The organism is Streptococcus parasanguinis, assembly GCF_901875555.1.
GTDB lineage: Bacteria > Bacillota > Bacilli > Lactobacillales > Streptococcaceae > Streptococcus > Streptococcus parasanguinis_H.
This window is the reverse complement of sequence record NZ_CABFMD010000006.1, coordinates 1-26,495: the sequence shown is the minus strand read 5'-3', so window position 1 is coordinate 26,495 and position 26,495 is coordinate 1. Positions and strand designations below refer to the sequence as shown.

Here is a 26,495-nt window from a genome sequence, read left to right as displayed (position 1 = left end):
GTTTCTTAGATAAAAAGGAAAGTGTATGAAGATACTAATCGTAGAAGATGAAGTCCTGATTCGAGAAGGGATGAGCGACTATCTCATGGAATGTGGCTATGAAGTCTTTGAAGCAGGCGATGGGCAGGAGGCCCTGGACCTCTTTCACAGAGAGACACCAGATTTAGTCTTGCTGGATATCCAGCTTCCTATCCTCAATGGCTTGGAAGTGCTCAAGACCATTCGCAAGACCAGCTCAGTCCCTGTCCTCATGCTGACGGCCTTCCATGACGAGGACTATAAGTTGACAGCCTTTGGAGAGTTGGCAGATGGTTATCTGGAAAAACCCTTCTCCTTGTCCCTCTTGAAGGTCCGTATCGAAGCTATTTTTAAAAAGCTTCAACCTTCCCGGGTCTTCACCTATGGAGAGGCATGGGTGGATTTTGAGAGCTACACAGCTAGCCTAGCAGGCCAAGCCATTTCCATGAATGCTAAGGAGTTGGAAATCTTGGAATACTTGCTCCAGCATGAGGGTAAGGCCCGGACCCGCTCTCAGATCCTCGATGCCGTCTGGAAGGAGACGGAGGAGATTCCTTTTGACCGGGTGATCGATGTCTATATCAAGGAACTACGAAAAAAACTAGAGCTGGACTGTATCGTTACGGTACGCAATGTCGGCTATAAATTGGAGAGACCATGACCAAACGGAGTATCTTTGCAAAAATCTTTCTGATCACCTTTGCCCTTTTTAGTAGCTTAGTCATCCTTCTACATGCTTCGGTTTACTTTATTTTTCCATCGACCTATATCGAGTCTCAGCGCCAGACAATTTTGAATAAATCACAGGCCCTGGCCAAGAGTTTCCAGGGTCAGGAAGAAGGAACCATTGAGTCGGTCATCGACCTTTATTCCAAGACCAATGATATCAAGGTCTCGATCAAGGGCAAGGAAAAACAAAATGCCCTAGAGGTCAAGGATGACCTGCTCGTCAACCCTGATAGCCAGAATAATTCCCTGGTCATTGAAGAGCGAAAGATTCAGACCAAAGAGGGGAAGGACTTGACCTTACAATTCTTAGCGACCGTCGATTCCCAAAAGGAAGCGCGGGATATCAGTCTGGGCTTTCTTCCCTATAGTCTCCTTGCTTCCTTTGTTCTGTCGCTGATTGCCTCCTATCTCTATGCCCGCATGATTTCTGCTCCGATCCTTGAAATCAAGCAGATGACCAAGCGGATGAAGCGGCTGGATCGGACAGCCAGTCTTCCCATTCATTCGCAGGATGAGATTGGCGTTCTCAAGCAACAGATCAACGACCTTTATCACCATCTTTTAGAGGTGATCGACAATCTAGAGCAGCAGAAACAGGAAAATCTGAAGTTGGAGCAGATGAAGGTAGAATTCCTACGGGGAGCTTCGCATGAGCTCAAAACGCCTCTGGCCAGCTTGAAGATTATCCTAGAAAATATGCGGGATAAGATCGGCCGCTACAAGGATCGGGACCGCTATCTGGCGGTCTCCCTCGATATCGTCGATGAGATGAACCAGATTGTCCTAGAAATCCTGTCCCTGTCCTCTGTCCAAGAATTGGCCGGAGACAAGGAGTGGATCCAGCTGGATCAAGTCTTAGAGCAGATCCTCGACCAGTACAAGGTCCTGGCTCAATCCCGCGCGCTTACGATTGACAATCAAATCCCAGCCAAACCAGTCTATATGGACCCAGCCATTCTGAAATTGGTCCTCTCAAATGTCATCAGTAATGCTGTTAAGCATTCGGATGCCGGTGGAGAGATCCAGCTCCGTCTCGAAGAAGAAGGGACGCACTTGGCGGTTGAAAATACCAGCCAAGAAATGGTAGAGACCGCTGAGATGCCAATGACCGCTAGCCGCCAGAAGAAGGAAGGTGGTCTGGGACTCTTTGTGGTCCAACACTTGCTGGACCATGAAGAACTGGCCTACCAATTTGACAAAACAGCTATGGGCTTATGCTTCCGTATGGAACTGCCTAAAGAGCCTCAAGAATAAAAAAACTAGCGAACAAGAGAGACTCTTGTTCGCTAGTTTTTATTTAATCAACTTTTTCGACCTTTAGCAACTGGCCATGTGTTAATTCATAAATGGTATCCACATAGGTCAGGATGGAGCGGTCATGGGTCACCATGATGGCGCTCTTGTTTTTGGATTTGACTTCTTTCCGGATCAACTGGGCGATTTCTTGCCCTCGATCCGGGTCTAGGCTAGCAGTTGGTTCATCGGCTAAGATGACCTGCGGATTTCCAATAAAGGCCCGAGCAATGGCTGCCCGTTGTTTTTGCCCACCGGACATCTGATTCGGGTATTGTTGGTAACAAGCTTCGATGCCCAGATCTGCCAACAAGGCTTTGACTTCCTCTTGGCGTTTTTTCTTGTCCTTTTCCCCCTTCAATTTGGCCACCAGTTCTAACTGGTCACCGATTTTCATGTAGGAGAGGAGCTGGTGATCTTGAAAGATGAAGCCGAGCAATTCCAGCCGTTTTTGCGTCCACTGGCCTTGGTTGAGGCCGGTCAAGTCTTGGCCAGCGATAGAAATCCGCCCCTCGTCCGCTGATAAGAGTAAACCAGCGATAGCTAAGAGAGTGGATTTACCAGATCCTGAAGGGCCCAAGATGGCGACAAATTCGTTGGGTTCGACGCTTAAATTCAGCTGGTTGAGGACATGGTGCATCTGGCTGCCATCGGCGTAGGATTTTCTGATATTTTCTAATGCAATAATGGCCATCTTATTCTCCATTTCCACCAATGACTTCGATTGGATCTACTTTTTTGATTTTGACAAGGGACAAGGCACCACACAAAATAGAGGTCAGGATAAAGCTAACCGAGATGGTGAGGTTGTCTTTCAGGGTCATAAAGGAAGGGACGCTATTCGGTAATAATGGCGCCATCATGGTTGCCAGGCCAAGACCCAGCAGTACTCCGATAAGGGAGATGATGGTGAGCTGGGATAGTTGGACATAGGTAATCTGGCACATGGACATGCCAATGGCCTTCAAGACACCGAACTGTTTCAACTTCTGCAGGGTCAGGATATAGAAGAATACCCCAAGGATAGCAGAAGAAGCGAGTAGTAGCACCCACGTGATCATCCGTAGCGTCAGATTTTGAGCCTTGTAGCCAGGGATTTTATCGATCACTTGCTTCTTATCCGCCACCATCAAGTTGCTGGCTAGATCACTAGAAGTGATGCTCTTCTTGGTCACGAGGGTTTGGGCTTGCCATTGATAGCTTGGATCTGTTTTTTGCCGCATGCCTGTGTAGGTCTCCGAGCTGATAAAGCCAATCTCGCTATAGCCGTATTTGGCATTTTTCGCGAAGGCCACGACCTTGAGTTTTTGCTTAGAGGTTTTGTCGATCACTTGATCGCCGACTTGGATCCCCTCATCCTTTTTGAAAGAACTATCCAGAATGACCTCGTTTTTCTGTAAGTCGGAGATCTTGAGGTCTTTATCTTCCATGATTGGATTGAGGATCTCTTCTTCGTTGTGATCGGTCGCGAAGTAGGTGATATCCAGGGTATTGGAATCCTCTGATGTTGAGACGGTTGCCCGTTGGATCGACAAGCCAGAATAGTCCATCCCCTCTATCTTTTGGACCTCATCTACATCTTTCGCCGTAATGGTTGAAAAGGGGATAATCCCTTCTGAATCCGTCGAAAGGATGTAGTGCAGGGCCCCATAGTTATCGATTTGGGCCGATACCGAACGGCCCAGTCCATTTGTCAGACCGGACAAAAACACCACCATAAACATGAGGATGGTGATGAGAAGTTCAATCAGGATAAACTTCTTGGGCTGGTATTTCATTTCATTCCATGCGATTTTCATATTGGTTCTCCTTTTAGCAGGGAGGTGCTCAAGTAGCTTGGCACCTAAACATACTCTACCATCATACCATAAGTGGAGGGATAATAGGGGGATGGTGTTTGGTAGAGTGAGAAGGAATCGGATTGATTTAGTCTGTTCAATTAGATTCTAAGAGATTAATTGTTAATGTAAACAAAATAATCTGTTATGGACATGAAAAAAAGCCTTGGAATCAAGGCTTTTTCCTGTTGATAAGACGCTTTTAGGTATTTTCAATATCATGATTTAAAAGTAGGGCAAAAAACATACTGAATTGAACTGTTTAGTAGCTTAAATAGATCATGTGCTCTCTATAATTTTATAGAGTTTGTTGGGATAGTTACTGAGTTTTTTATTTAACATTCAAACTTTATTATTATATCATAAAAATGATTAGAAAAACAGACTTGAATTATTTTGAAATTGGTATACGATTAAGGTATAAAAACTATTAAAATAGCCTGTTAGAAAGGGGAATAAAAGAATTAATCAGGCTATATAAAATTGGTGATTGGTATTTAATGTTGTAAAACAAGAAAGGGTAAGGTAAAAAATGCAATTACATAAAAAAATTTTTATAGTGGCCTTGGTTTTATCCATTTGTATCTCACTTTATTTTCTTATCAATCCATCTAATATTCTCACCTTTCCGATGCTTGTAAGTGAATTTGATGACACATTTAAATATTACATGTTTGTGAAGATTGGAATTGTATTATTATTTATCAAATTCTTACTGGATATATGCTTAGAGTATATCAAGAAATGGTTTAAAAAATTTTGATGTGTCTTTACACAAAAGAGTCTGAGAAACGTTGTTTCCCAGACTCTTTTTTGAGCTGTCGGCTCTGTTTTATAGATCCCACTGCTTGAGGGAGACTTCTCCACTATTGAGCCAGATTTCTTCTTGATTTTCTAACTGGACCAAGAGTTGGCCGGTATCAGAGATATCCTTGGCGAGGCCCTGATAGGTCTGCTGGTTCTGCTCAAAAGTAACAGTTCGTCCTAAGACCAGGGAGCGTTCTTTGTAGAGGTAGACCAGTTCATCAATATCCGTTTGGAAGAATTCCTTCCAGATCTCGCTGATGAGGTCATTGCGGGTGATGAGACAAGGTCCTTCAAATAAGGAACCAGCCTTGCTTTCTAGCTCTTTTGGGAAAGTGGGGATGGCTAAATTGAGACCGACTCCGATAATGACATCTGTGACAAGGCCAGTCTCGATGGATGTGATAGCTTCGGTTAGGATTCCCCCAATTTTTTTATGGCGATAGTAAATATCATTGACCCATTTGATATCGACATCGATCAGGGTCAGATTTTTAATAGCCTTATAGATGGCTCCTGCGACCATGAGGGTATAAGGGGGGAGTTCCGTAGGTGGCAGTTGAGGCTTGAGATGAAGGGACATGTAGATGCCCCCTTGATCGGGGCAGTAGTAATCCCGACCAAAGCGACCCTTTCCAGCGGACTGCGAATTGGCTAGGTAGAGGGCCTTGCCTTCTTTATGAACTTCTATGCCTAATTTGGCGTCCAATTGTGTGGAGCTACATTGTTCGTTTAAGGAAACGGTCAATTTGGTATTTTTTGCAATGACCTCAGGAAGCAGAATATCGCCTGAGACCAGTCTATAACCCTTCTTTTTTAGAGATTCGATGACGACCCCATCTTTTTCTAGACGTTGGATGGCCTTCCATATAGAGGTGCGGGAAACACCTAATTCTTTTGCCAACTGCTCTCCATTGACATAATCATCTGCCTGAGAAAGGGTTTGAAAGAGGATTTCGTGTGTTTTCATAAGACTAAGACCTCCTAGCGACTGCTGTCTCGAATCGTCAGTTTGGTGGCTAATTTGACCATGCAGGGAACACTTGGTTGACTCCCTTGAAAGGTTTGCCGCAACATCTGAATGGCTTGCTTGCCCATTTCTTCTGTGTAGACGGTCACTGTAGAGAGGGCAGGAAAGACATACTTAGCAATCGATGTATCATTGAAGGAAATGAGACTGACGCGATCAGGCACAGCGATTTGGTGCTCCTGAAGGGACCGAAGGGCCCCGACAGCTAAGGCATCACTGGCCATGAAAAAGGCAGTTGGCAAATCGTCGCCCAGCGCTTGAATTAGCTGTTCCATCATCTGATAGCCAGATTCAGTTGAGAACTGACCGACAGCGACAAAGCGCTCCTCATAAAGCCCTTTTTCCGTGAGAAACTGTTGAAAGGCTCGTTGACGAGGATCCATCTGAAGCGGCGTCGCATCTGCGGTCTCTTCAAGCCCAACCAAGAGTCCGATCTCTTTGTGATGATGATCAAGGAAATGCTCGAGAGCGGTGATAACAGAATCTTCTAAATCTGTCGTCACGCAAGAATGCCCCAGATAGAGGGTATTGCTATCGACAAAGATCAGGGGTTTGCCGTAGCTTTCCAGATCTTGAATGGTCTTGGGACTGAATTTCCCAAGAGCAATAATGCCGTCTGCCTCCTGAATCAAAGACCAATCGTCCTTGTTGAAGATACGAAAGATCTCATAGCCTAATTCCTGGGCTTGTTTCTCCAAGCCCATCCTAATGGCATAGTAGTAGAGGTCCTCTAATTCTTCTTCGCGCGTGTACCATTCAAAGATGACGATTTTATGAGAATCTTCGACTGGTTGAGGCGCTGTTTTTCGGCTTTTCTTTTGGTAATGCAGGTCCTCAGCGATGCGAAGAATCCGACTGCGCGTGTCTTCACCAACCGATAAGGTCTCATCTTGGTTGAGGACGCGAGAGACCGTTGCCTGAGAAACGCCTGCTTTTTCTGCAATGTCTTTAATCGTTGCCATAGTTCATCCTTTATTGCTTACTAGTTCCAGTATACTCTAAATGCTAGTAAAAAGAAATAAATTTTTACTAAATTTTATGTTTGCTGCGATATTGGCTAGGAGTCAGGTGGCTATAGGCCTTAAAAGCCTTTGAAAAATAAAGAGGGTCTGTAAAGCCAACTGAGTAAGCCACGATCTTGATGCTTTCGTCTGTGTTGGTCAGCAACTGCTGGGCTCGTTGCATGCGGACCGAGTGCAGGAATTCTTTGGGAGAGATTTGGTGAAACTCCTTAAAAACAGTTGTCAGATAGGAGCGATGGACATTGAGGTCATCAGCGATCTCTTGAATACTTAGGTGTTCTTTATTGTAATGCGTCTCAATCACATGCTTGCAGGTCAGATAGAGCTGATAGGTCGGAGATAGATGGCTGCGATGGATATCGGGAGCCACTTCACTGATAAGAAATAGCAGTTCATAGATCTGCGAGAGAAGGTGGAGTTGGTAGTGAGAAGTCATTTTCGAAGCCTCTGACTTGTGGACGAGTTGCTCCATAAACTGGCCGATCTTTTCTGTTTCTTCCTCAGTTTTCTTCAGAAAACCTTTTTCATGCAGGGTTGAAAAACGCATGAAATCGCTCACCTTGGTGCCACTGATGCCAATCCAGTAGTAGGACCAAGGCTCTTCTGCATCGGCCTTGTAGTAGGTCACCTTATTTTTGGGGAGAAGGAAGAGATCCCCAGCCTCAAGCTGAATTTCTCTCTTATTGAAGTGGAAGACTCCCTTTCCCTTGGTAATATAATGCAGAACAAAATTGTCTCGAACGCTAGGACCAAATTCATAGTTCTTCGGGCAATCTTCGTAGCCATAAAAATCAAGGGCTAGGTCAATGGTATCGGTTTGGTATTCGGAAAAGACTAACATAGGTAAACCTCCTACCTAACATTTTACCATATATGTCCAACAAAATTCTATTTTAGAAAGCGTTTACATCATTTAAAATAAAGACATGTTAAAAAAGAAAGTTATTGGGACTGAAATTAAAAACACATAGTTATAGATGTTTCGGGTCCAATGGAGGAAGATATGGCAATTCGTATCGAACAAAATTTGTTCTATGTAGAAAGTAAGGGACTGAGCCTCATCCTTGAAAATCGAGATGGCTACCTGATTCTCAAGCATCTGGGACGTCCGATCCCGTCTTATCATTTTTCCAATACAGTGCATGAGAAGGACCATGCGTTCGCTGGAAATCCAACACCTGACAATCGAACTTTTAGTCTAGATACCCAGCGACAGGTCTTGGGCCAGCACGGACTAGGAGATTTTCGAAAGCCGTCGATTCAGATCCAGCATGGTGTTACAGAAGTGACGGATTTCCTCTTTGTCGGAGCCAATATCTACTCTGGCAGTGTTGAGGCGACTGGTCTTCCGAACCCTCACTCAGTAGATCAGGCTGAAACCTTGGCACTGGTCTTTGAAGATGATCAAGCGGCCCTGCGGTTGACCCTCTACTACACCGCCTACGAGGATCGGGCAACCATCACTAACTTCTCAAAGATTGAAAACTGTAGTGATGAAAAGGTTGTAATCCACAAGGCTCTCAGTGTGTTGGCAGATCTGCCAGCCAGTGATTACGATATCATCACTCTGCAAGGAGCCTACGCGAGAGAAAAAACAGTCCGCCGTCAGCAAGTGGAGCAGGGAATCTTCTCCATCAGCTCCAATCGTGGTGCTTCTGGACATGCCCAGACTCCGGCTCTTATTATTACCGATCATGAAGTGACAGAAGATGGGGGCTCTGCTCTGGCTTTCCAACTGCTCTACAGTGGGAATTTTGAAGGATTTGTTCAAAAGAATCAACTCAATGAAGTTCGGGTTGGACTGGGGATCAATCCTGAAAACTTTGCTTGGGAATTGGAACCAAATCAGAGCTTTGATACCCCAGTGGCCATGATCAGCTACTCACATGAGGGCTTGACTGGCCTCAGTCAAGAGAGTCAAGCATTTGTCCAAAACCATATCATTCCTAGCCAGTTTGCCCATAAAGAACGCCCGATTCTTATCAACAACTGGGAAGCGACCTACTTTGATTTCAAGAAAGACAAATTATTGGAGCTAGCAGACGAAGCTCAAAAAGTGGGGATCGAACTCTTTGTTCTTGATGATGGCTGGTTTGGCAATCGTTATGATGACAATCGGGCCCTTGGTGATTGGACCGTCAATGAAGAAAAATTAGGTGGAAGCCTAGCAGAATTGATTCAGGGCATCCACGACAAGGGACTTCAATTTGGCCTTTGGGTGGAGCCAGAAATGATTTCTGTTGATAGCGACCTTTATCGGGCTCATCCGGACTGGGCTATTCAAGTCCCAGGCTATGAACACACCTATTCACGGAATCAACTGGTGCTTGATTTCTCAAATAAAGAAGTAGTAGCTTATATCAAGCAGGTCTTGGATGACTTGCTTGCAAACCATGAGATCGACTATATCAAATGGGATATGAACCGCAATATCACCAAGCTTGGAAATGGGAAAACCTACCTGGAAACCAAGATGCAATCCCATGCTTATATCTTGGGTCTCTATGAAGTGGTTTCGTACTTGACGGAGAAATACGAGCACATCCTCTTTGAGTCTTGCTCCGGTGGTGGTGGCCGTAATGAGCTGGGCATGATGCGTTATTTCCCACAGGTCTGGGCGAGTGACAATACGGATGCCATTGCCAGACTTCCGATCCAATATGGATCTAGTTATCTCTATCCAACTATTTCTATGGGAGCTCACGTGTCAGCGGTGCCAAATCACCAGATGGGACGGATCACACCACTAGAAACACGTGGCCATGTAGCCATGATGGGAAATCTGGGCTATGAATTGGATCTGACCAGCCTTTCTCAAGAAGAGTTGGATGTTATCGCAGCTCAAGTCGCTCATTACAAAACGATTCGATCCCTTGTCCAATTCGGACAACACTACCGCTTGATCAATCCAGGTCATGGTAGCAATCAAGCAGCCGTCCAGTTCACTTATCAAGACCGTACGGTTGTCACCTATGTACGGGTCTTATCAACGGTTGAAGAGATCGAGCCGACTCTGAAGCTCAAAGGTTTGGAAGAAGATGCGTTCTATAGCTTAGAAGGGACAGACCAAGTCTATTCAGGAGCTGAGCTCATGTATGCCGGCTTAACCGTCGTTCTTCCTCAGGGAGATTTCCTCACGAAACAATATGTTTTTGTCAAAAAATAAAAGGAGACAGCCAAATGAAATGGTATAAAAAAATCGGACTTCTTGCGACAACAGGCTTAGCCTTGTTTGGGCTCGGTGCTTGCTCCAACGAAGGTAAATCTGCGGATGGCACTGTGACCATCGAGTATTTCAACCAGAAAAAAGAAATGACCAAAACCTTGGAAGAAATTGCTCGTGATTTTGAAAAGGAAAACCCTAAGGTCAAGGTCAAAGTCGTCAATGTACCGAACGGTGGTGAAGTATTGAAAACACGTGTCCTCGCAGGAGATGTGCCTGATGTGGTTAATATATACCCACAGTCCATCGAACTGCAAGAATGGGCAAAAGCAGGTGTCTTTGAAGATTTGAGCAACAAAGACTATCTGAAACGCGTGAAAAATGGCTACGCTGAAAAATATGCTGTGAACGGAAAAGTTTACAACGTTCCTTTTACAGCTAATGCTTATGGAATTTACTACAACAAAGATAAATTCGAAGAACTAGGCTTGAAGGTTCCGGAAACTTGGGACGAGTTTGAACAATTAGTCAAAGACATCGTTGCTAAAGGACAAACACCATTTGGGATTGCAGGTGCAGATGCTTGGACGCTCAATGGGTATAATCAATTAGCCTTTGCGACAGCAGCAGGTGGAGGGAAAGAAGCCAATCAATACCTTCGTTATTCTCAACCAAATGCCATTAAATTGTCTGATCCGATTATGAAAGATGACATCAAGGTCATGGATATTCTTCGCATTAAAGGTTCGAAGCAAAAGAACTGGGAAGGTGCGGGCTATACAGATGTTATCGGAGCCTTCGCGCGTGGAGATGTCCTCATGACACCAAATGGCTCTTGGGCGATTACAGCGATTAATGAACAAAAACCGAAATTTAAGATTGGAACCTTCATGATTCCAGGAAAAGAAAAAGGACAAAGCTTAACCGTTGGTGCAGGTGACTTGGCATGGTCTATCTCAGCTACTACCAAACATCCAAAAGAAGCTAATGCCTTTGTGGAATACATGACCCGTCCAGAAGTCATGCAAAAATACTACGATGTGGACGGATCTCCAACAGCGATCGAAGGGGTCAAACAAGCAGGAGAGGATTCACCGCTTGCTGGGATGACCAAATATGCCTTTACGGATCGTCACTTGGTGTGGTTGCAACAATACTGGACCAGTGAAGCAGACTTCCATACCTTGACCATGAACTATGTCTTGACAGGTGATAAACAAGGAATGGTCAATGATTTGAATGCCTTCTTTAACCCGATGAAAGCGGATGTGGATTAGGAGTAGAGAGACTATGAAAAAAGTATTACAAAAATATTGGGCATGGGCTTTTGTGGTCATCCCCCTCTTATTGCAAGCAATTTTCTTCTATGTGCCGATGTTCCAAGGAGCCTTTTACAGTTTTACCAACTGGACAGGATTGACTTATAACTACAAGTTTGTCGGCTTGAACAACTTTAAACTCCTCTTCATGGATCCAAAATTCATGAATGCCATTGGCTTTACCGCGATCATCACGATTGCCATGGTGGTTGGGGAGATTGCCCTTGGGATCTTCATTGCGCGTGTCTTGAACTCTAAAATCAAAGGAAAAACTTTTTTCCGTGCTTGGTTCTTCTTCCCGGCTGTTTTGTCTGGTTTGACAGTAGCTTTGATCTTCAAGCAAGTCTTCAACTACGGTCTTCCAGCGATTGGGAATGCCCTTCATATTGAGTTTCTCCAAACCAGTCTTTTAGGGACTAAGTGGGGAGCGATCTTTGCGGCTGTCTTTGTCCTTCTATGGCAAGGGGTGGCCATGCCCATCATTATCTTCCTAGCTGGTTTGCAATCTATTCCAACTGAGATTACAGAAGCAGCAAGGATTGATGGCGCGACTAGCAAGCAAGTCTTCTGGAACATTGAATTGCCTTACTTGCTACCAAGTGTCTCTATGGTCTTTATTCTAGCCCTAAAAGGTGGCCTAACCGCCTTTGACCAAGTCTTTGCCATGACCGGTGGTGGTCCAAACAATGCCACAACCTCACTTGGGCTCTTGGTTTATAACTATGCCTTTAAAAATAACCAATTCGGTTATGCCAATGCCATTGCCGTAATCTTGTTCTTCTTAATTGTAGTGATTTCGATCATCCAATTGAGAGTATCTAAGAAATTTGAAATTTAAGAGGAGAAGCACGATGAAACAAGATGAAAGAAAAGCCTTGATTGGCAAATACATTCTATTGATTCTAGGATCGGTTCTGATTTTAGTGCCGCTCCTTTCTACCCTCTTTAGTTCCTTCAAACCCACTAAGGATATTGTAGATAATTTCTTTGGCTTTCCAACCAACTTCACATGGGACAACTTTAGCCGTCTCTTAGCTGATGGGATCGGAGGCTATTATTGGAACTCTGTCGTCATCACTGTCTTGTCTTTACTTGCAGTAATGATTTTTATCCCCATGGCAGCCTACTCCATCGCTCGCAATATGAGTAAAAGAAAAGCCTTTACCATCATGTATACCCTCCTAATCCTTGGTATCTTCGTCCCATTCCAAGTTATCATGATTCCAATTACCGTTATGATGAGTAAACTCGGTTTGGCCAACACCTTTGGTTTGATCTTGCTCTACTTGACCTATGCGATTCCACAGACCCTCTTTCTCTATGTCGGCTATATCAAAATCTCGATTCCAGAAAGTCTGGATGAAGCAGCAGAGATCGATGGTGCTAATAAATTTACAACCTATTTCCGCATCATCTTCCCAATGATGAAACCCATGCATGCAACAACCATGATCATCAATGCCCTTTGGTTCTGGAATGACTTCATGTTGCCACTCCTTGTCTTGAACCGGGATTCCAAAATGTGGACTCTGCCTTTGTTCCAATACAACTACGCAGGCCAATATTTCAATGACTACGGCCCAAGCTTTGCCTCATACGTTGTCGGCATTATCAGTATCACCATTGTCTATCTCTTCTTCCAACGCCATATCATCGCAGGAATGAGCAACGGCGCAGTGAAATAATAAGATACAAAGCCCGTTAAAAGCTCACAGTGCACCCTAGGGCATCCACATCCGTAAACGACTGAAGTAGTAACGGCTGTGGAAATATAGGGAATCTGAATAAGAAGCCTTGGCTTCTTGGAGGATTCATCTTTTTCACACAGAGCTTAGGGCGTGTTCAATTTAAGATACAAAGGGACGATTCAGCTTGCTGAAAATTTCTGTAGAAAAATAGGAAATCGACGTAGTGTGCTTGCACACAAGAAGATTTATCTTTTTTCCTAAGAAATTAGTCCCGTGTTCAATTCCGTATACAAAGGGATGCTTCAGCTTGCTGATTTCAATCGTATCCTAGAAAGCAATTCTAAAATAGAAAAACTCAAGAAAGCCAGGTCTCTTCAGACTTGGCTTTCAAATAAAGAAAAGGAGACCATTATGCCAATTCAAAACAAAACCATGTTAATTACTTACTCAGATAGCTTAGGAAATAACCTCAAGGACCTCTATGAAAATCTGGAGAAATATTTTGGAGATGCAGTAGGTGGTGTTCACCTCTTGCCATTTTTCCCATCAACCGGTGACCGTGGCTTTGCGCCTGTAGACTATGATCAAGTGGATCCAGCTTTTGGAGATTGGGAAGATGTCAAACGCTTGGGCGAAAAGTACTATCTCATGTTTGACTTTATGATCAATCACATTTCCCGTCAGTCTAAATACTACAAAGATTATCAAGAGAAGCACGACCAAAGTGCTTACAAGGATCTTTTCCTAAACTGGGACAAGTTCTGGCCGGAGAATCGTCCAACTCAAGCGGATGTAGACTTGATTTATAAGCGCAAAGACCGAGCTCCCAAGCAAGAAATTACCTTTGCGGATGGGACAACTGAGCATCTCTGGAATACCTTCGGGGAAGAGCAGATTGACCTGGACGTGACCAAGGAAGTGACCATGGACTTTATTCGCAAGACCATCGAACATTTGGCGAGCAATGGTTGTGACCTCATTCGCCTAGATGCCTTTGCTTATGCAGTCAAGAAATTGGACACCAATGATTTCTTCGTGGAGCCAGATATTTGGGACTTGTTGGATAAGGTGCGCGATATGGCAGCCAGCTACGGTGCTGAGCTCTTGCCAGAGATTCATGAACACTATTCTATCCAATTTAAGATTGCCGATCACGACTATTATGTCTATGACTTTGCCCTTCCAATGGTGACCCTCTATACCCTCTATAGCTCAAAAGTGGAGCGCCTTGCTAAGTGGTTGAAGATGAGTCCGATGAAGCAATTCACGACCCTCGACACCCATGACGGGATTGGGGTGGTTGATGTCAAGGATATCTTGACAGATGAAGAAATTGACTATGCATCAAATGAGCTCTACAAGGTAGGAGCGAATGTGAAACGCAAATATTCAACAGCAGAGTACAACAACTTAGACATCTACCAAATCAATTCGACCTATTATTCAGCACTTGGAGATGACGATGGCAAGTATTTCCTAGCCCGCTTGATTCAAGCCTTTGCGCCAGGTATTCCACAAGTGTATTATGTTGGATTTCTAGCTGGGAAGAATGATTTGGAACTCTTAGAAAACACCAAGGAAGGCCGCAATATCAACCGTCATTACTACAGTAATGAAGAAATTGCTCAAGAAGTAGAGCGTCCAGTTGTGAAATCTCTTCTCAAGCTCTTTAGTTTCCGGAACAACTCGCAAGCTTTTGACCTAGAAGGAAGCATTGAAGTGGAAACACCAGATGAACAGACCATTGTCATCACGCGCCAAAACAAAGACCAGACCACCACAGCAGTAGCCCAAATCAATCTTGCTGACGGGACTTACCAAGTGACAGAAAACGGTCAAGACATTGTGTTTTAGAAACAATTGAAGTCAGGCGAGACATGTTTCGGATATTCCCTTTTTGATTGGACAGATTGCTGGAGATTTTATGATTTTACAGTTTTTCTCCAATATTTTTAAAACAAAGGATTTTGCACCCCTTTCTAGTAGCTTCTCTACCCTGCAAGTGATCCTTTTGTTACTTTAACCTTGTCAGGGTCTGACCATTCAAGATCTGCTATGATCTTCGCAAATTTTGTCTCTATCTATCTTAAAAGCTTCGTACGATACTAGGAACTTTGATACAAGAAAGGATAAATATGAGGGACCTCATTCTCTACCAGGAAACATATAAGCAGTTTCATCTGCGAAATGATTTTATTTCTTATATCTTTATGATTTCCCATGATGGGAAGTTGCTCCATCTTTATTATGGACCGACCTTGCCAGAAGGGGATTATCGTCATTTGGTGGAAATGAAGCACCGCCCGATGACCACTTACCGGCAAGAAGGGGATCTTCTGTATTCACTCGAACACCTGCAACAAGAATTTCCAGAGTATGGGGCGACAGATTTTCGCCATCCTGCCTTGGAACTGTCTTTTGAAAATGGTTCTCGGCTGACAGATTTTATCTATAAGGATCATGTAATTTTTAAGGGAAAACCAAGATTAGAAGGTTTACCAGCAACTTATGTTGAAAATGAGGATGAATGCCAGACCTTGCAAGTCAATCTGACCGATTCGGTATCGGGTGTAGAAGTGACTATTCAGTATAGTATTTTCCGAGACTTCCCTGTGATAACGAGAAGTCACCTGATCAACAATCAAGGTTCAAGACCTCTTTCCATTGAAGGAGTCACCAGCCTTTCTTTAGACCTACCTGATCGAAACTATGAGATGATACAGCTTTCTGGAGCGTGGGCTCGTGAAAGGCACATTCATTCCACATTGTTACGTCAAGGAATCCAATCGATAGAATCAACACGTGGAATCTCTAGTCATCTGCACAATCCTTTCATTGCTCTAAAACGACCAGAAACTACTGAGAATCAGGGGGAGGTTATTGGACTCAGCCTGATTTACTCAGGAAATTTCCTCCTTCAAGCAGAAGTGGATACTTTCGATGTCACCCGACTTCAAGTGGGGATCAATCCCTTCCAATTTGGTTGGAAATTAGACCCTGGTGCTAGCTTTACAAGTCCAGAAGCAGTTCTGGTATACATTAGAAATGGTTTAAACGATATGAGTCAAACTTTCCATCGTCTGTATCGTACCCGTCTAGCTAGGGGAGAATGGCGAGATAAGGAGAGACCGATTCTACTAAATAATTGGGAAGCAACCTACTTTGATTTTGATCAGGAAAAACTGCTAAGGATTGCGCAAAATGCTAAAGAAGTTGGTATCGAACTATTTGTGTTAGATGACGGCTGGTTTGGAAAACGAACCAATGATCGAACTGGTCTTGGAGATTGGGTTGCCAATCGCGAGCGATTCCCAGATACAATCGGGGCTTTTTCAGAGAAAGTTCACGACCTGGGCTTGAAATTTGGTCTTTGGTTTGAACCGGAAATGGTCAACAAAGATAGCGATCTTTATCGTTCTCATCCAGACTGGATCCTAGAAGTAGCAGGTCATTCACCACGTCATGGACGAAATCAATTTGTCTTAGACTTTAGCCGTGAAGAAGTTGTAGATGCAATTTATGAGCAAATGGCGCGTGTGATAGAAGAGACAAAATTAGATTATATTAAGTGGGATATGAACCGTCCGCTTACAGATGTCTTTTCTAAATCCTTGGCTCCAGATCAGCAAGGAGAAGTGTTTCATCGGTATGTTCTAGGATTATACCACTTATATGATCGTTTAACGACAGCATTCCCTTCTGTTCTCTTTGAATCTTGCGCTTCGGGAGGCGGTAGATTTGATCCAGGTTTGCTTTATTATGCACCCCAGACTTGGACCAGTGACGATACAGATGCAGTTGAACGGCTTAAGATCCAGTACGGAACCAGTCTAGTCTATCCACTCTCGACGATGGGAGCACATGTGTCCATTGTCCCTAACCATCAAACCAATCGGATCACACCGCTTGCGACAAGGGGAAATGTCGCTTATTTTGGGGTCTTTGGTTACGAGTTGGATCTAGCAGACCTGACGCAGGCGGAGAAGAAAATCGTAAAAGAGCAAATTGCCTTTTACAAAAAAGAGCGATCCCTGATTCATCAAGGAAATTTTTACCGTTTGCGCTCTCCTTTTGACTCCAATCAAGTCGTATGGTCAGTTGTCAGTCAAAATCGTTCCCGAGTGATTCTGGCTCAGTATAAGCTATTGAACGAAGTGAACCGTGCTTATGATCGTGTGTATCTTCAAGGACTGAATGTAGATGCTATCTATCAAGTGGACGGGAAACAGTTTAGCGGTGCAGAACTGATGTTAGCAGGTTTTAGTCTTTCAGACGCTTCCTGTGGACAGCCTTTAAATCAAGAAAAACTGAGTTGTGATTTCGACTCTCACATTTGGGTGTTTGAAGAAGTAACATGATAAGAGAAGCGAGTATCTATTGATAGGATGCCTCTTAACCTTCCTTGGATCTTTTGTCTATCCAAGAAAGAAAAACTAAGGAATAAAGAATCTCAATTGGGTCACTCCCAATTGAGATTTTTTGGTAAAACTTTACTAAAATTGATTCAAATAATACCAAGTTTGTTGGAAATGGGATATGGTTAAAAACCTATATTATAGGCCTTTTAAATATAAAATAAAAATTAAATAAAAATTTACTAAAAATACTTGAAATTATCCTTTTAATCGTTTATAATACAAGTATAAAAGCGTTTACAAAATAAAAAGGAGTTTCACATGACTACATCCATCACGTCTCAAGATCTACAAGAAAAGTTTCAGGCTGTCTTTGGCGAAAAGGCTGATCATACCTTCTTTTCACCAGGGCGGATTAATCTGATCGGTGAACACACCGACTACAACGGAGGACACGTCTTCCCGGCAGCCATTACACTTGGTACCTACGGAGCAGCAAGAAAGCGAGAAGATAAGGTCTTGCGTTTCTTCTCAGGCAATTTTGAAGACAAGGGGATCATTGAATTCCCGTTGGAAAATCTTCATTTTGAAAAAGAGCACAACTGGACCAACTATCCAAAAGGCGTGCTTCATTTCTTACAAGAAGCTGGTCATGTCATTGATAGCGGGATGGACGTCTATGTCTACGGCAATATCCCAAATGGCTCAGGCCTCTCCTCTTCAGCTTCCCTGGAGCTCTTGATTGGCGTCATCGCTGAGAAACTGTTTGATCTTCAGTTAGATCGACTAGATCTGGTCAAGATCGGGAAACAAACCGAAAATCACTTCATAGGAGTCAACTCGGGCATCATGGACCAATTTGCCATCGGTATGGGGGCTGATCAACGGGCTATTTATCTCGATACCAACACCCTAGAATATGATTTGGTACCGCTTGATCTCAAAGACAATGTCGTGGTCATCATGAATACCAACAAACGCCGGGAATTAGCAGATTCAAAATACAATGAACGCCGTGCAGAATGTGAAAACGCCGTATCTGAACTCCAAGAAAAACTAGATATCCAAACCTTAGGGGAATTGGACCTCTGGTCCTTTGATGCCTACAGCTACCTGATTAAGGATGAAAATCGCATCAAACGGGCGCGTCATGCTGTTCTTGAAAACCAACGGACTCTCCAAGCCCGTAAGGCACTTGAAGCAGGTGATTTGGAAGGCTTTGGCCGTCTCATGAATGCTTCCCACGTATCTTTGGAGCATGACTACCAAGTGACTGGTCTAGAATTGGATACCTTAGTGCACACAGCTTGGGAACAAGACGGCGTCTTGGGAGCTCGTATGACCGGAGCAGGCTTTGGTGGGTGTGCCATCGCCCTCGTAAACAAAGATAAGGTTCAAGCATTTAAAGAAGCTGTCGGCAACCGCTATGAAGAAGTCGTTGGCTATGCGCCAAGCTTCTATATTGCAGAGGTTGCGGCAGGCACACGGGTGCTTGATTAAAAAGGAGATAGGATGACAGAACTGGTATTAGATGCATTTGTCACAGCCGTCATTGCGGCAAGTGACTATGAAGAGATGGATCGGATTTATCTAAAAAACCGCGTTATGAGTCGCATTGGAGAAGAAGGGCTAGACGCACCAGCTCAAAAAGAAGACTTGATCGCACTCAAAGATCAGCTGGTGGAGATCGCTGTTGCGAATAGCAAGATCCAAGATAGCATGGCCGCAAAGGACAGCTTAGGTGCAGAGTTGATGGATTGGATCACCCCCAGTCCGAGTCAGGTCAACCATCGTTTCCGGGAGACCTATCGTCAGTCCAAGGAAGATGCAATTGCTGATTTCTATGCCCTCTCTAAGCGCAATGATTACATCAAGGTAGAGGCGATTGCACAAAATATAGCCTTTGAGGCAGAAACTCCCTATGGCTCCCTTGAAATCACCATCAATCTGTCAAAACCTGAAAAAGATCCGAAAGACATCGCAGCGGCGAAGCTGGCTAAAGCTAGTCATTATCCAGCCTGCCAACTTTGCTTTGAAAATGAAGGCTATCAAGGTCGCCTAGACCATCCTGCCCGTGCCAATCATCGGATCATCCGCTTTGACATGGACGGTCATGACTGGGGCTTCCAGTATTCCCCTTATGCCTACTTTAACGAACACTGCATTTTCCTCGATAGCCAGCATGTTCCTATGGCCATTAGCCGCAAGACCTTTGAGCGACTCTTGACCATTGTAGAGACTTTTCTAGGCTATTTTGCAGGCTCCAATGCAGATCTTCCGATCGTGGGAGGTTCTATCCTGACTCACGACCATTACCAAGGGGGACGCCACACCTTCCCTATGGAGCTGGCAGAGCTTGACCAAACCTTTACCATTCCTGGCTTTGAAGGGGTTCAAGTGGGCATCGTTCGTTGGCCAATGTCAGTCTTGCGTCTGCAGTCAGATAACAAGGAAGAGCTGATTAACTTGGCAGACCACATCTTAGAAAGCTGGCGAGGTTACTCGGATCCAGCTGTGCAAGTCTTAGCCACATCTGACGGTCAACCCCATCATACCATTACCCCCATTGCACGAATCCGCGATGGGCATTATGAACTGGACTTGGTGCTCCGTGATAACCAAACCTCACCAGAGCATCCCGATGGTATTTACCACCCGCATGCGGATGTGCAACACATCAAAAAAGAAAATATCGGCCTGATCGAAGTCATGGGCTTGGCGATTTTGCCACCTCGACTCAAGGAAGAGCTCAAGCAGGTTCAAGATTATCTGCTTGGACGAGAAAGCAGTGTGGCTCGTTACCACCAAGACTGGGCGGATGACTTAAAAGCCACTCACCCATCCCTCACGGAAGAAGCGGAGGCAGAGGCCCTTGTCCGTGAATCAGTTGGTCAAATCTTTGCGCGCGTGCTGGAAGATGCCGGTGTCTACAAGCGAACAGCAGAAGGCCAAGCAGCCTTTAGACGCTTTGTCGCGACACTTTAAGTGTGGAGAAGACGCGGAAATTTGGTACAATAAAAGAGAAGACAAAGAAGCGAAAGGAAAACAAATGGCAATACTCGTACTCGGAGGAGCTGGCTATATCGGTTCCCACATGGTAGACCGTTTGGTCAATGAAGGACAGGAAAAAGTCGTGGTGGTCGATAGCCTGGTCACAGGCCACCGTGCAGCGGTGCATCCAGATGCCGTCTTTTACCAAGGAGAATTAGCGGATCAAGACTTCATGCGCAGGGTTTTTAAGGACCATGCAGATATCGATGCGGTCATCCACTTTGCGGCCTACTCACTGGTCGCTGAGTCTATGGCAGATCCATTGAAATATTTTGACAACAATACAGCTGGCATGGTCAAACTCTTGGAAGTCATGCATGAATGTGGGGTACACTACATTGTCTTTTCTTCAACCGCTGCCACCTACGGCATTCCAGAAGAAATTCCGATTCTTGAAACCACTCCACAAAAACCGATCAATCCCTATGGTGAAAGCAAGCTCATGATGGAAACCATTATGCGCTGGGCCGATCAAGCCTATGGCATCAAGTATGTGCCCCTCCGTTACTTTAATGTAGCGGGTGCTAAGCCAGACGGGTCGATTGGCGAAGACCATGGACCAGAAACCCATCTCTTGCCAATCGTCTTGCAAGTAGCCCAAGGTAAACGCGAGAAGATCGCTATTTTTGGAGATGACTACAAGACACCAGATGGCACCAATGTCCGGGACTATGTCCATCCATTTGACTTGGCAGATGCTCATCTGCTAGCGGTAGAGTATCTCCGAAATGGCAACCCATCGACTGCCTTTAATCTGGGCTCCTCGACCGGATTCTCCAATCTTCAAATCGTTGAAGCAGCCCGCAAGGTGACGGGGCATCCGATCCCTCTTGAGATTGCTGATCGCAGACCAGGAGATCCAGATACCCTGATCGCATCCTCTGAGAAGGCGCGTGAGATCCTCGGCTGGCAACCAAAATTTGACAATATCGAAACCATCATCCAAACAGCCTGGGCATGGCATTCCAGCCACCCAGATGGCTACAATGATCGATAAGGAGGGGACTGCGAACATCATTTTTGAGGCTTTTCTAATAACATCTAAAACGACAGTTGATCTTGCTAAATGACTCATTTCAGACGTCAGTCATTTCCTTAAACATCAGAAGATAGTGAGGGATTCAAAATGAATAAAACTGTAAAATCAGTAGCCATCTTATTGTCAGCTGGCCTTCTCTTAGTTGGTTGTGCGCCAAAAGAGAAATCAAAATCTACGGATCAATCGTCCACCAAAGTGACGAGTAAAGCGACAAGCAAATCATCTGCTAAAGAAAAGACAAAAGAGTCATCAACCGATGAAAGCAAAAAAGAGGATGCACTAGCAGGTGCACAAAAGACCGTTCTTGAAACAAGTGATGAAGCAGGTAAGTCAACTGTCACCTTGTATTACAAGGGAGATACTCTATTAGTTCAAGAAAAGGTTGATGATTACGACGTCTCAAAAGTGCCTGGTGAGAACCCTCTTGAATCCATGAAAGAAGCCGTTGCCAGAAGCCAAGAAAAATTCAAAGATCTGATGGGACACGGATTTGAACTGACATCAGAATATAAAGATGGAATCTTTTATATCCGCAATACCATTGATTACACAAAAATCGATTTGAAAAAATTAAAAGAAATCGTACCAGGCTTTAATCCGCTAGATGACAATACAGTCAGTTATTCAGTAACGAAAGACAGTCTGATTAAGGGCGGTATGGTAGAAAAATAAACCAAATGGAGAGCAGTTCAGTTTGCTGCTCTCTTTTTGTTTTGGTATGAATTCAAGGCCATTTTTGGTAGAATAGGATTTAAACAAAAGTAAGATTAAAGAAATTTAACTTGACTGTTGTATGCAAAAATAGCAGTACTTAATGAGGTTTTTTAATGATAAATAATAGTAAGAAAGAAACTTTTTTAGAATCGATTGATCATTTGTTGTCTATCATTGACAAATATAATATTAAAACTATTGCTCAACAGGTAAATCAGTTACAGATTTTGAAAGAACATGCAAATACTAATAAGGGAATGAGTTTAAGAGATAAATTGACAATATATCAAGCACTTTTCCCACCGCATGGGGGACTTTCTGATATTTACTATTGGAATAATGATGTTGAAATAAGAAAAGTGACTAATGAGACTATTACCGAATTAAAAGTGGTTATTGCTAATTATTTATTGGAACGGTAACCTTTACTGATATTAACGAATTATGTAAAGCTATTAAAATTAGAACTCGATTGATGATTAAAAAAAAGTAGTTTTTTACTAAGATTGAAAGAAATAGGAATAATAAAGTGATAATAAAATTAAAAAATAGGATTGAATACGAAGTTTCAAAAATTGCAAATTTAAAATTAGATGAATTTGGAATTTATTTTTCCGAACAACCTCCCTACTTTCCAGAGGGAATTTCTGTAATAGAGGATGGAAATGGAAGATATAATCTGGCTTTTACTGAACGAGGGGAAATAAGATCCGAGATTTCTAAATTAGATGATAATGAGGTAACTTATCAAATTTTAAAGATAATCATTAAAAATATTTCCTCACATACCATTGATAAAAAGGATGTAGACTTAATTGAAAAATTGATCAAAAATAATGAATTTGAAAAAGTTAGTCAATTAGTTGAGAAAGTCCAAGTGAATAATTCGTAACATTCATTGCTGTTTCAGTTCAAAATTTAATAATTCCAAGCGGAAATAAAGATTTAATTTTTGATGGTGTTTGGAGACCTGGTGGAAGAACATATCCAGGAAATTTGCCAGATGTGTAATGTAAGATATTAGTGAAAAGATCGGAGAACATACATGAAATATAGTAAACTAGGCTGGGAAGAAGTTAGTAAGTTTGAGGAAATAAAAGGTTATGGACAACATATTTGGCGACATCATGAGAAATATTTTTTTGTTACAGATGAAGGGGGAATAGCTGAACAGAGGGTAGTCTATGAATTACCATTAGAACTATTTCAATCACCCTATCAAGTTTTTCTGAGTTACTTGAAAAGTCTAACTTAATTTGACAATTTAGGCAATAAAGAAATCCTAGACAAGCTTTTGAGCTATTCAGAAGACTTGAAATACCACTATAATCTCTATCAGCTCTTGCTTTTTCACTTTCAGAATAAGGAACCAGAGAAATTTTTTGGACTCATTGAAGACAATATAAAGAAGGTTCATTCTCTTTTTCAGACTGCATTTCTAAAGGACAAAGGGAAAATCATCAATGCCCTTCAGTTATCCTATTCCAACGAAAAATTGGAAGCGACTAATAATCTCATCAAACTTATCAAACGCAATGCCTTTGGTTTTCGGAACTTTGAAAACTTCAAGAAGCGAATTTTCATCGCTCTGAATATCAAAAAAGAAAGGACGAAATTTGTCCTTTCTCGAGCTTAGCTTTTCTTCAACCCACTACAGTTGACAAAGAGCCGTAGATTTTAGGTATTTACCTTGTCTACTTAAGAGGTATCATATCATCGAGATAAAGGTGATTTGTTTGTTCCTAAGAATTAGGTTTTAGGTTTGAATTGTGGCAACTTCTGGAAAAAGCTTGTCTAGGATTTTTGGAGTGATAGCTTGTCCAGGACCTTCAGCACAATAGGTGTGAATATACATAGCGGGATTGAAGTTGAGCTCTATACAAGTGCAATGAGGTTTTTCCTTGCTAGCAGGCTGAGTTTTATCTGGAATGATGAGGTCAACCCCGCAAGTCCAGGCCCCCATGCTAGTCGCTATAGCTGCAGCTAATTCTTGATAGGATGAATCCAGGGTCTCAGTGACATCAATAGAGTCACCACCCGTAGAGATGTTGGAGTTACGGCGTAGATTGACCTTTTTCCCTTCTGGGAGAATATCATCAGGTGCATAATCTTGCTGAGTCAACATCAATTGTTCGATGTCTCCTAGCTTAATGATTTCCAGAGGTGAGCGGTGGTCACGGCCTCGCAATGGATTGGCATTTTTCTGAGCGACTAATTCACGAATGGTGTGTTTGCCATCACCGACAACATTAGCAGCGACACGAAGGAGGACAGCCTCACAACGCCCGTCCAGAATGAAGAAACGGTATTCGGTTCCTGGGATAAATTCTTCAACAAGAACAGCTGTATCTTCTGCAAAGGCAATCTCGAGAGCTTTCTTATAGTTATCAAGGCTGGCAGGCTCTTGGAAAATGGAAATGCCCAGACCGAAGTTGGTTGATTTTGGTTTAACCACAATTTGCTTGCCCTTGATAAGAGGATAGTAGGCTAGACCTTGTTCTAGACTGGTAAATTCGTCGCCGGCAGGGACAGGGAAGCCAGCATCAGCCAGAATTTTTTTGGTCACGGTTTTATTAGCCATGGCAAGAGGAACTACATAGTTGTCTTTTGAGGTCATGTTACCATTTTTGACGTACTCAACATGATCTTTATGCCAGAGTTTAAGGAATTGATCCTGCTCATCTAGGATTTCAAAATGAAGCCCCTTTTGAATGGCATCAAAGAGCAGCATCTGGGTAGAAAGTTCCATATCCTCATACCCCTTAAGAGCATAGTGGGCAGTCCAGTCGTAATCATGATAGGCAAGCGCCTTGTCAAGGGCAAAGTCAGAAAGGGACTTGTCTTTGATATGAGGAAGAAGTTGAGCAGCTAGTGTCTGACTGGAATCTGCAAAGGCATCTTTAACTTGTTTGACCAGACCTTGATGATAGTCACCAAGCCCAAAATGTTGCACCAGTTGGTCTAGAGCTGTCGTAATGTTCTGAGTTTCAGCTTCAGAAGGTAGAGGTTCTAAAGGATGAGAGAGGGCAATTTTTTCATTCAGCGCGTGACCTTGAGCCAGAGCCTGATCAACATTTTCAGGGGCATCCAGCCAGAGGAAGGCTAGAAGGAGTAAGTGTACGGTATCCATGGTAGTTTGGCTAATACCGATACGCTCAAAGGGGTTGAGGTCGAAGTTACGGAATTCTAAGTAGGTGATTCCCTTGTCAAGGAAGGAGCGATTAACCTTTTGTCCACGGAAACGAACAGCCGAGTAAAATTCCTTTTCCGTAATCAAATCACCTTGTTCGATATAGTTTTCGATGGCAGAGACATAGTCTTCTAGGCTTGCAAAAGATACTTGTATTTCTTCCTTATTGACATAACCATGGTCGCTGTTTCGGAAGGAACGCACGAGTTCTGGCACTTCTTGGTCGAAGAAGCCTTGCTCAGCAACAGGTGTAGCACCAAAGAGATAGGTAATCACCCAACGATAGCGCAAATAGTTCTGAGCCAACTTAAGATAGAGGGCGTTTTTGAAAGCAATTATATCAATCTGGTCACTTTCTTGGAATAGGGCTTCAACCAAATCTTTCCCTAGTTCCATATTATAGTGGATACCTGAGATAGCTTGTAGTTTAGTTCCGTATTTTTCGGCCAGGTAGTTACGATAATGGCGTTCAAATTCATTTTCCAGTTGGGCAACTTGGATTTCTTGGGCGTTGATACGAGGAGGCATGGACAAGGGCCAGAGAAGTTCATCTTTACTGATGGAACGTCCAGCTACATCGGTAATGGCTCCAAGAAATCGACGAGCCTCAGTGGTAGATTTAGCAACTGGTGTGATGAGTTCCATCTGAAACTCACAAAAATCTGTTTGAATATAAGGGTGGAAACTTCGAGCTCCTAGGCAGGAAGGGTGAGGCGTATGTGCTAATTTTCCCTGTCTATCGACACGAAGACTTTCACGTTCAATTCCAAAGTTAGCTTGAAGGATAGGGCTAGTAGGCTCCAGCTTTTGAAGCAGTTGATTTATAGTCATAGAGTCACCTTTTCATCTAATGTTAGTGATAGTGTATTATAAATAGGAGAAGAAAACAACTTTCCGCTACGGTTAAGGGGGATTTCCGAATGTTTTAGATAAGAATTCTTAAAACCAGTTGCTTTTTAGCTTTATTATATGCAAAAACTGTAAGATACCCACCGATTTTTATGTAAAATGTTATTTCTCTTGAAATTTAAATCAAATTAGCCTATACTAATGACGTATATATGAGAACGAAAGAATCCCTAGGGTCGGCACTGCACCCATAAAATGAGACACAAGAAAACACTCCTGTTGAATTGAACTGCACCCCAAAAGTTAGACAGAAAAGATCTAACTTTTGGGGTGTTTTATAATGAAATTAACTTATGAAGATAAAGTTCAAATATATGAATTGAGAAAGCAAGG

The 26,495-nt window shown here is 43.2% G+C and carries 21 protein-coding genes and 1 pseudogene; 16 read left to right on the top strand and 6 right to left on the bottom strand.

All coding sequences use genetic code 11. From position 1 onward, the window contains the following. The first annotated feature begins 25 nt into the window (after nt 1–25). Complete coding sequence (locus JX304_RS01980; RefSeq protein ID WP_205011033.1) at nt 26–679, top strand: response regulator transcription factor; 654 nt, start codon at nt 26–28, stop codon at nt 677–679. Further along, entirely contained in the window at nt 676–2,001 is a 1,326-nt protein-coding gene (locus JX304_RS01975) for a sensor histidine kinase (RefSeq protein ID WP_205011032.1), read from the top strand. Before JX304_RS01980 ends, JX304_RS01975 begins: the two co-directional genes overlap by 4 nt. A 43-nt stretch (nt 2,002–2,044) precedes the next feature. On the opposite strand, the gene JX304_RS01970 is transcribed toward JX304_RS01975, so the two are convergent. The 5 genes from JX304_RS01970 to JX304_RS01950 all read right to left on the bottom strand — a co-directional run bounded on the left by JX304_RS01970 (nt 2,045) and on the right by JX304_RS01950 (nt 7,575). After that, nucleotides 2,045–2,734 carry an ABC transporter ATP-binding protein gene (locus JX304_RS01970; protein ID WP_205011031.1) on the bottom strand — a complete coding sequence of 230 codons (690 nt, stop codon included), beginning with the start codon at nt 2,732–2,734 and terminating at the stop codon, nt 2,045–2,047. Between the two features lies 1 nt (nt 2,735). After that, complete coding sequence (locus tag JX304_RS01965; protein WP_205011030.1) at nt 2,736–3,839, bottom strand: ABC transporter permease; 1,104 nt, start codon at nt 3,837–3,839, stop codon at nt 2,736–2,738. A gap of 871 nt (nt 3,840–4,710) precedes the next feature. Next, nucleotides 4,711–5,652, bottom strand: a complete 942-nt coding sequence (birA, locus tag JX304_RS01960; protein ID WP_205011029.1) for a bifunctional biotin--[acetyl-CoA-carboxylase] ligase/biotin operon repressor BirA — start codon at nt 5,650–5,652, stop codon at nt 4,711–4,713. A 14-nt stretch (nt 5,653–5,666) separates the two neighbouring features. After that, a complete protein-coding gene (locus JX304_RS01955; RefSeq protein WP_205011028.1) occupies nt 5,667–6,674 on the bottom strand; it encodes a LacI family DNA-binding transcriptional regulator in 1,008 nt (335 codons plus the stop codon). A 67-nt stretch (nt 6,675–6,741) separates the two neighbouring features. Next, on the bottom strand, nt 6,742–7,575 hold the full coding sequence (locus JX304_RS01950) for an AraC family transcriptional regulator (protein ID WP_205011027.1): 834 nt from the start codon (nt 7,573–7,575) through the stop codon (nt 6,742–6,744). 162 nt (nt 7,576–7,737) lie between these two features. On the opposite strand from JX304_RS01950, the gene JX304_RS01945 reads away from it, so the two are divergent. From JX304_RS01945 to JX304_RS01880, 14 genes and pseudogenes are all read left to right on the top strand, one after another. Continuing rightward, nucleotides 7,738–9,900, top strand: a complete 2,163-nt coding sequence (locus tag JX304_RS01945; RefSeq protein WP_205011026.1) for an alpha-galactosidase — start codon at nt 7,738–7,740, stop codon at nt 9,898–9,900. A 14-nt stretch (nt 9,901–9,914) separates the two neighbouring features. Beyond that, nucleotides 9,915–11,174 carry an extracellular solute-binding protein gene (locus JX304_RS01940; RefSeq protein ID WP_205011025.1) on the top strand — a complete coding sequence of 420 codons (1,260 nt, stop codon included), beginning with the start codon at nt 9,915–9,917 and terminating at the stop codon, nt 11,172–11,174. A gap of 13 nt (nt 11,175–11,187) precedes the next feature. Further along, nucleotides 11,188–12,054 (top strand): carbohydrate ABC transporter permease, encoded by an 867-nt coding sequence (locus JX304_RS01935; protein WP_205011024.1) that lies wholly within the window; start codon nt 11,188–11,190, stop codon nt 12,052–12,054. A 13-nt stretch (nt 12,055–12,067) separates the two neighbouring features. Next, on the top strand, nt 12,068–12,901 hold the full coding sequence (locus tag JX304_RS01930; RefSeq protein ID WP_205011023.1) for a carbohydrate ABC transporter permease: 834 nt from the start codon (nt 12,068–12,070) through the stop codon (nt 12,899–12,901). A gap of 414 nt (nt 12,902–13,315) precedes the next feature. Then, complete coding sequence (gene gtfA, locus JX304_RS01925; RefSeq protein WP_205011022.1) at nt 13,316–14,758, top strand: sucrose phosphorylase; 1,443 nt, start codon at nt 13,316–13,318, stop codon at nt 14,756–14,758. Nucleotides 14,759–15,039: 281 nt separating this feature from the next. Then, on the top strand, nt 15,040–17,262 hold the full coding sequence (locus JX304_RS01920; RefSeq protein WP_205011021.1) for an alpha-galactosidase: 2,223 nt from the start codon (nt 15,040–15,042) through the stop codon (nt 17,260–17,262). A 318-nt stretch (nt 17,263–17,580) separates the two neighbouring features. Continuing rightward, nucleotides 17,581–18,759: a galactokinase gene (locus tag JX304_RS01915; RefSeq protein WP_430544373.1), complete on the top strand. Its 1,179-nt coding sequence runs from the start codon at nt 17,581–17,583 to the stop codon at nt 18,757–18,759. Nucleotides 18,760–18,771: 12 nt separating this feature from the next. Beyond that, complete coding sequence (galT, locus tag JX304_RS01910) at nt 18,772–20,244, top strand: UDP-glucose--hexose-1-phosphate uridylyltransferase (RefSeq protein ID WP_205011020.1); 1,473 nt, start codon at nt 18,772–18,774, stop codon at nt 20,242–20,244. Between the two features lie 64 nt (nt 20,245–20,308). Continuing rightward, the gene (gene galE / locus JX304_RS01905) at nt 20,309–21,307 is read left to right on the top strand and encodes a UDP-glucose 4-epimerase GalE (protein ID WP_205011019.1); all 999 of its coding nucleotides are present in this window, start codon (nt 20,309–20,311) and stop codon (nt 21,305–21,307) included. 129 nt (nt 21,308–21,436) lie between these two features. Beyond that, nucleotides 21,437–22,021: a DUF1307 domain-containing protein gene (locus JX304_RS01900; protein ID WP_205011018.1), complete on the top strand. Its 585-nt coding sequence runs from the start codon at nt 21,437–21,439 to the stop codon at nt 22,019–22,021. A gap of 155 nt (nt 22,022–22,176) precedes the next feature. Continuing rightward, nucleotides 22,177–22,485, top strand: coding sequence for an ABC transporter (locus JX304_RS01895; RefSeq protein WP_205011017.1), 309 nt, complete (start codon nt 22,177–22,179; stop codon nt 22,483–22,485). Nucleotides 22,486–22,592: 107 nt separating this feature from the next. Further along, nucleotides 22,593–22,955 (top strand): hypothetical protein, encoded by a 363-nt coding sequence (locus tag JX304_RS01890; protein ID WP_239649394.1) that lies wholly within the window; start codon nt 22,593–22,595, stop codon nt 22,953–22,955. Between the two features lie 153 nt (nt 22,956–23,108). Further along, a complete protein-coding gene (locus JX304_RS01885) occupies nt 23,109–23,318 on the top strand; it encodes a hypothetical protein (protein WP_031573799.1) in 210 nt (69 codons plus the stop codon). 6 nt (nt 23,319–23,324) lie between these two features. After that, a pseudogene (locus JX304_RS01880) lies at nt 23,325–23,699 on the top strand (transposase); the annotation flags it as partial. Nucleotides 23,700–23,819: 120 nt separating this feature from the next. Here the strand turns inward: JX304_RS01880 and gshAB are convergent. Continuing rightward, entirely contained in the window at nt 23,820–26,084 is a 2,265-nt protein-coding gene (gshAB, locus tag JX304_RS01875) for a bifunctional glutamate--cysteine ligase GshA/glutathione synthetase GshB (RefSeq protein ID WP_205011016.1), read from the bottom strand. Between the last annotated feature and the right edge of the window lie 411 nt (nt 26,085–26,495).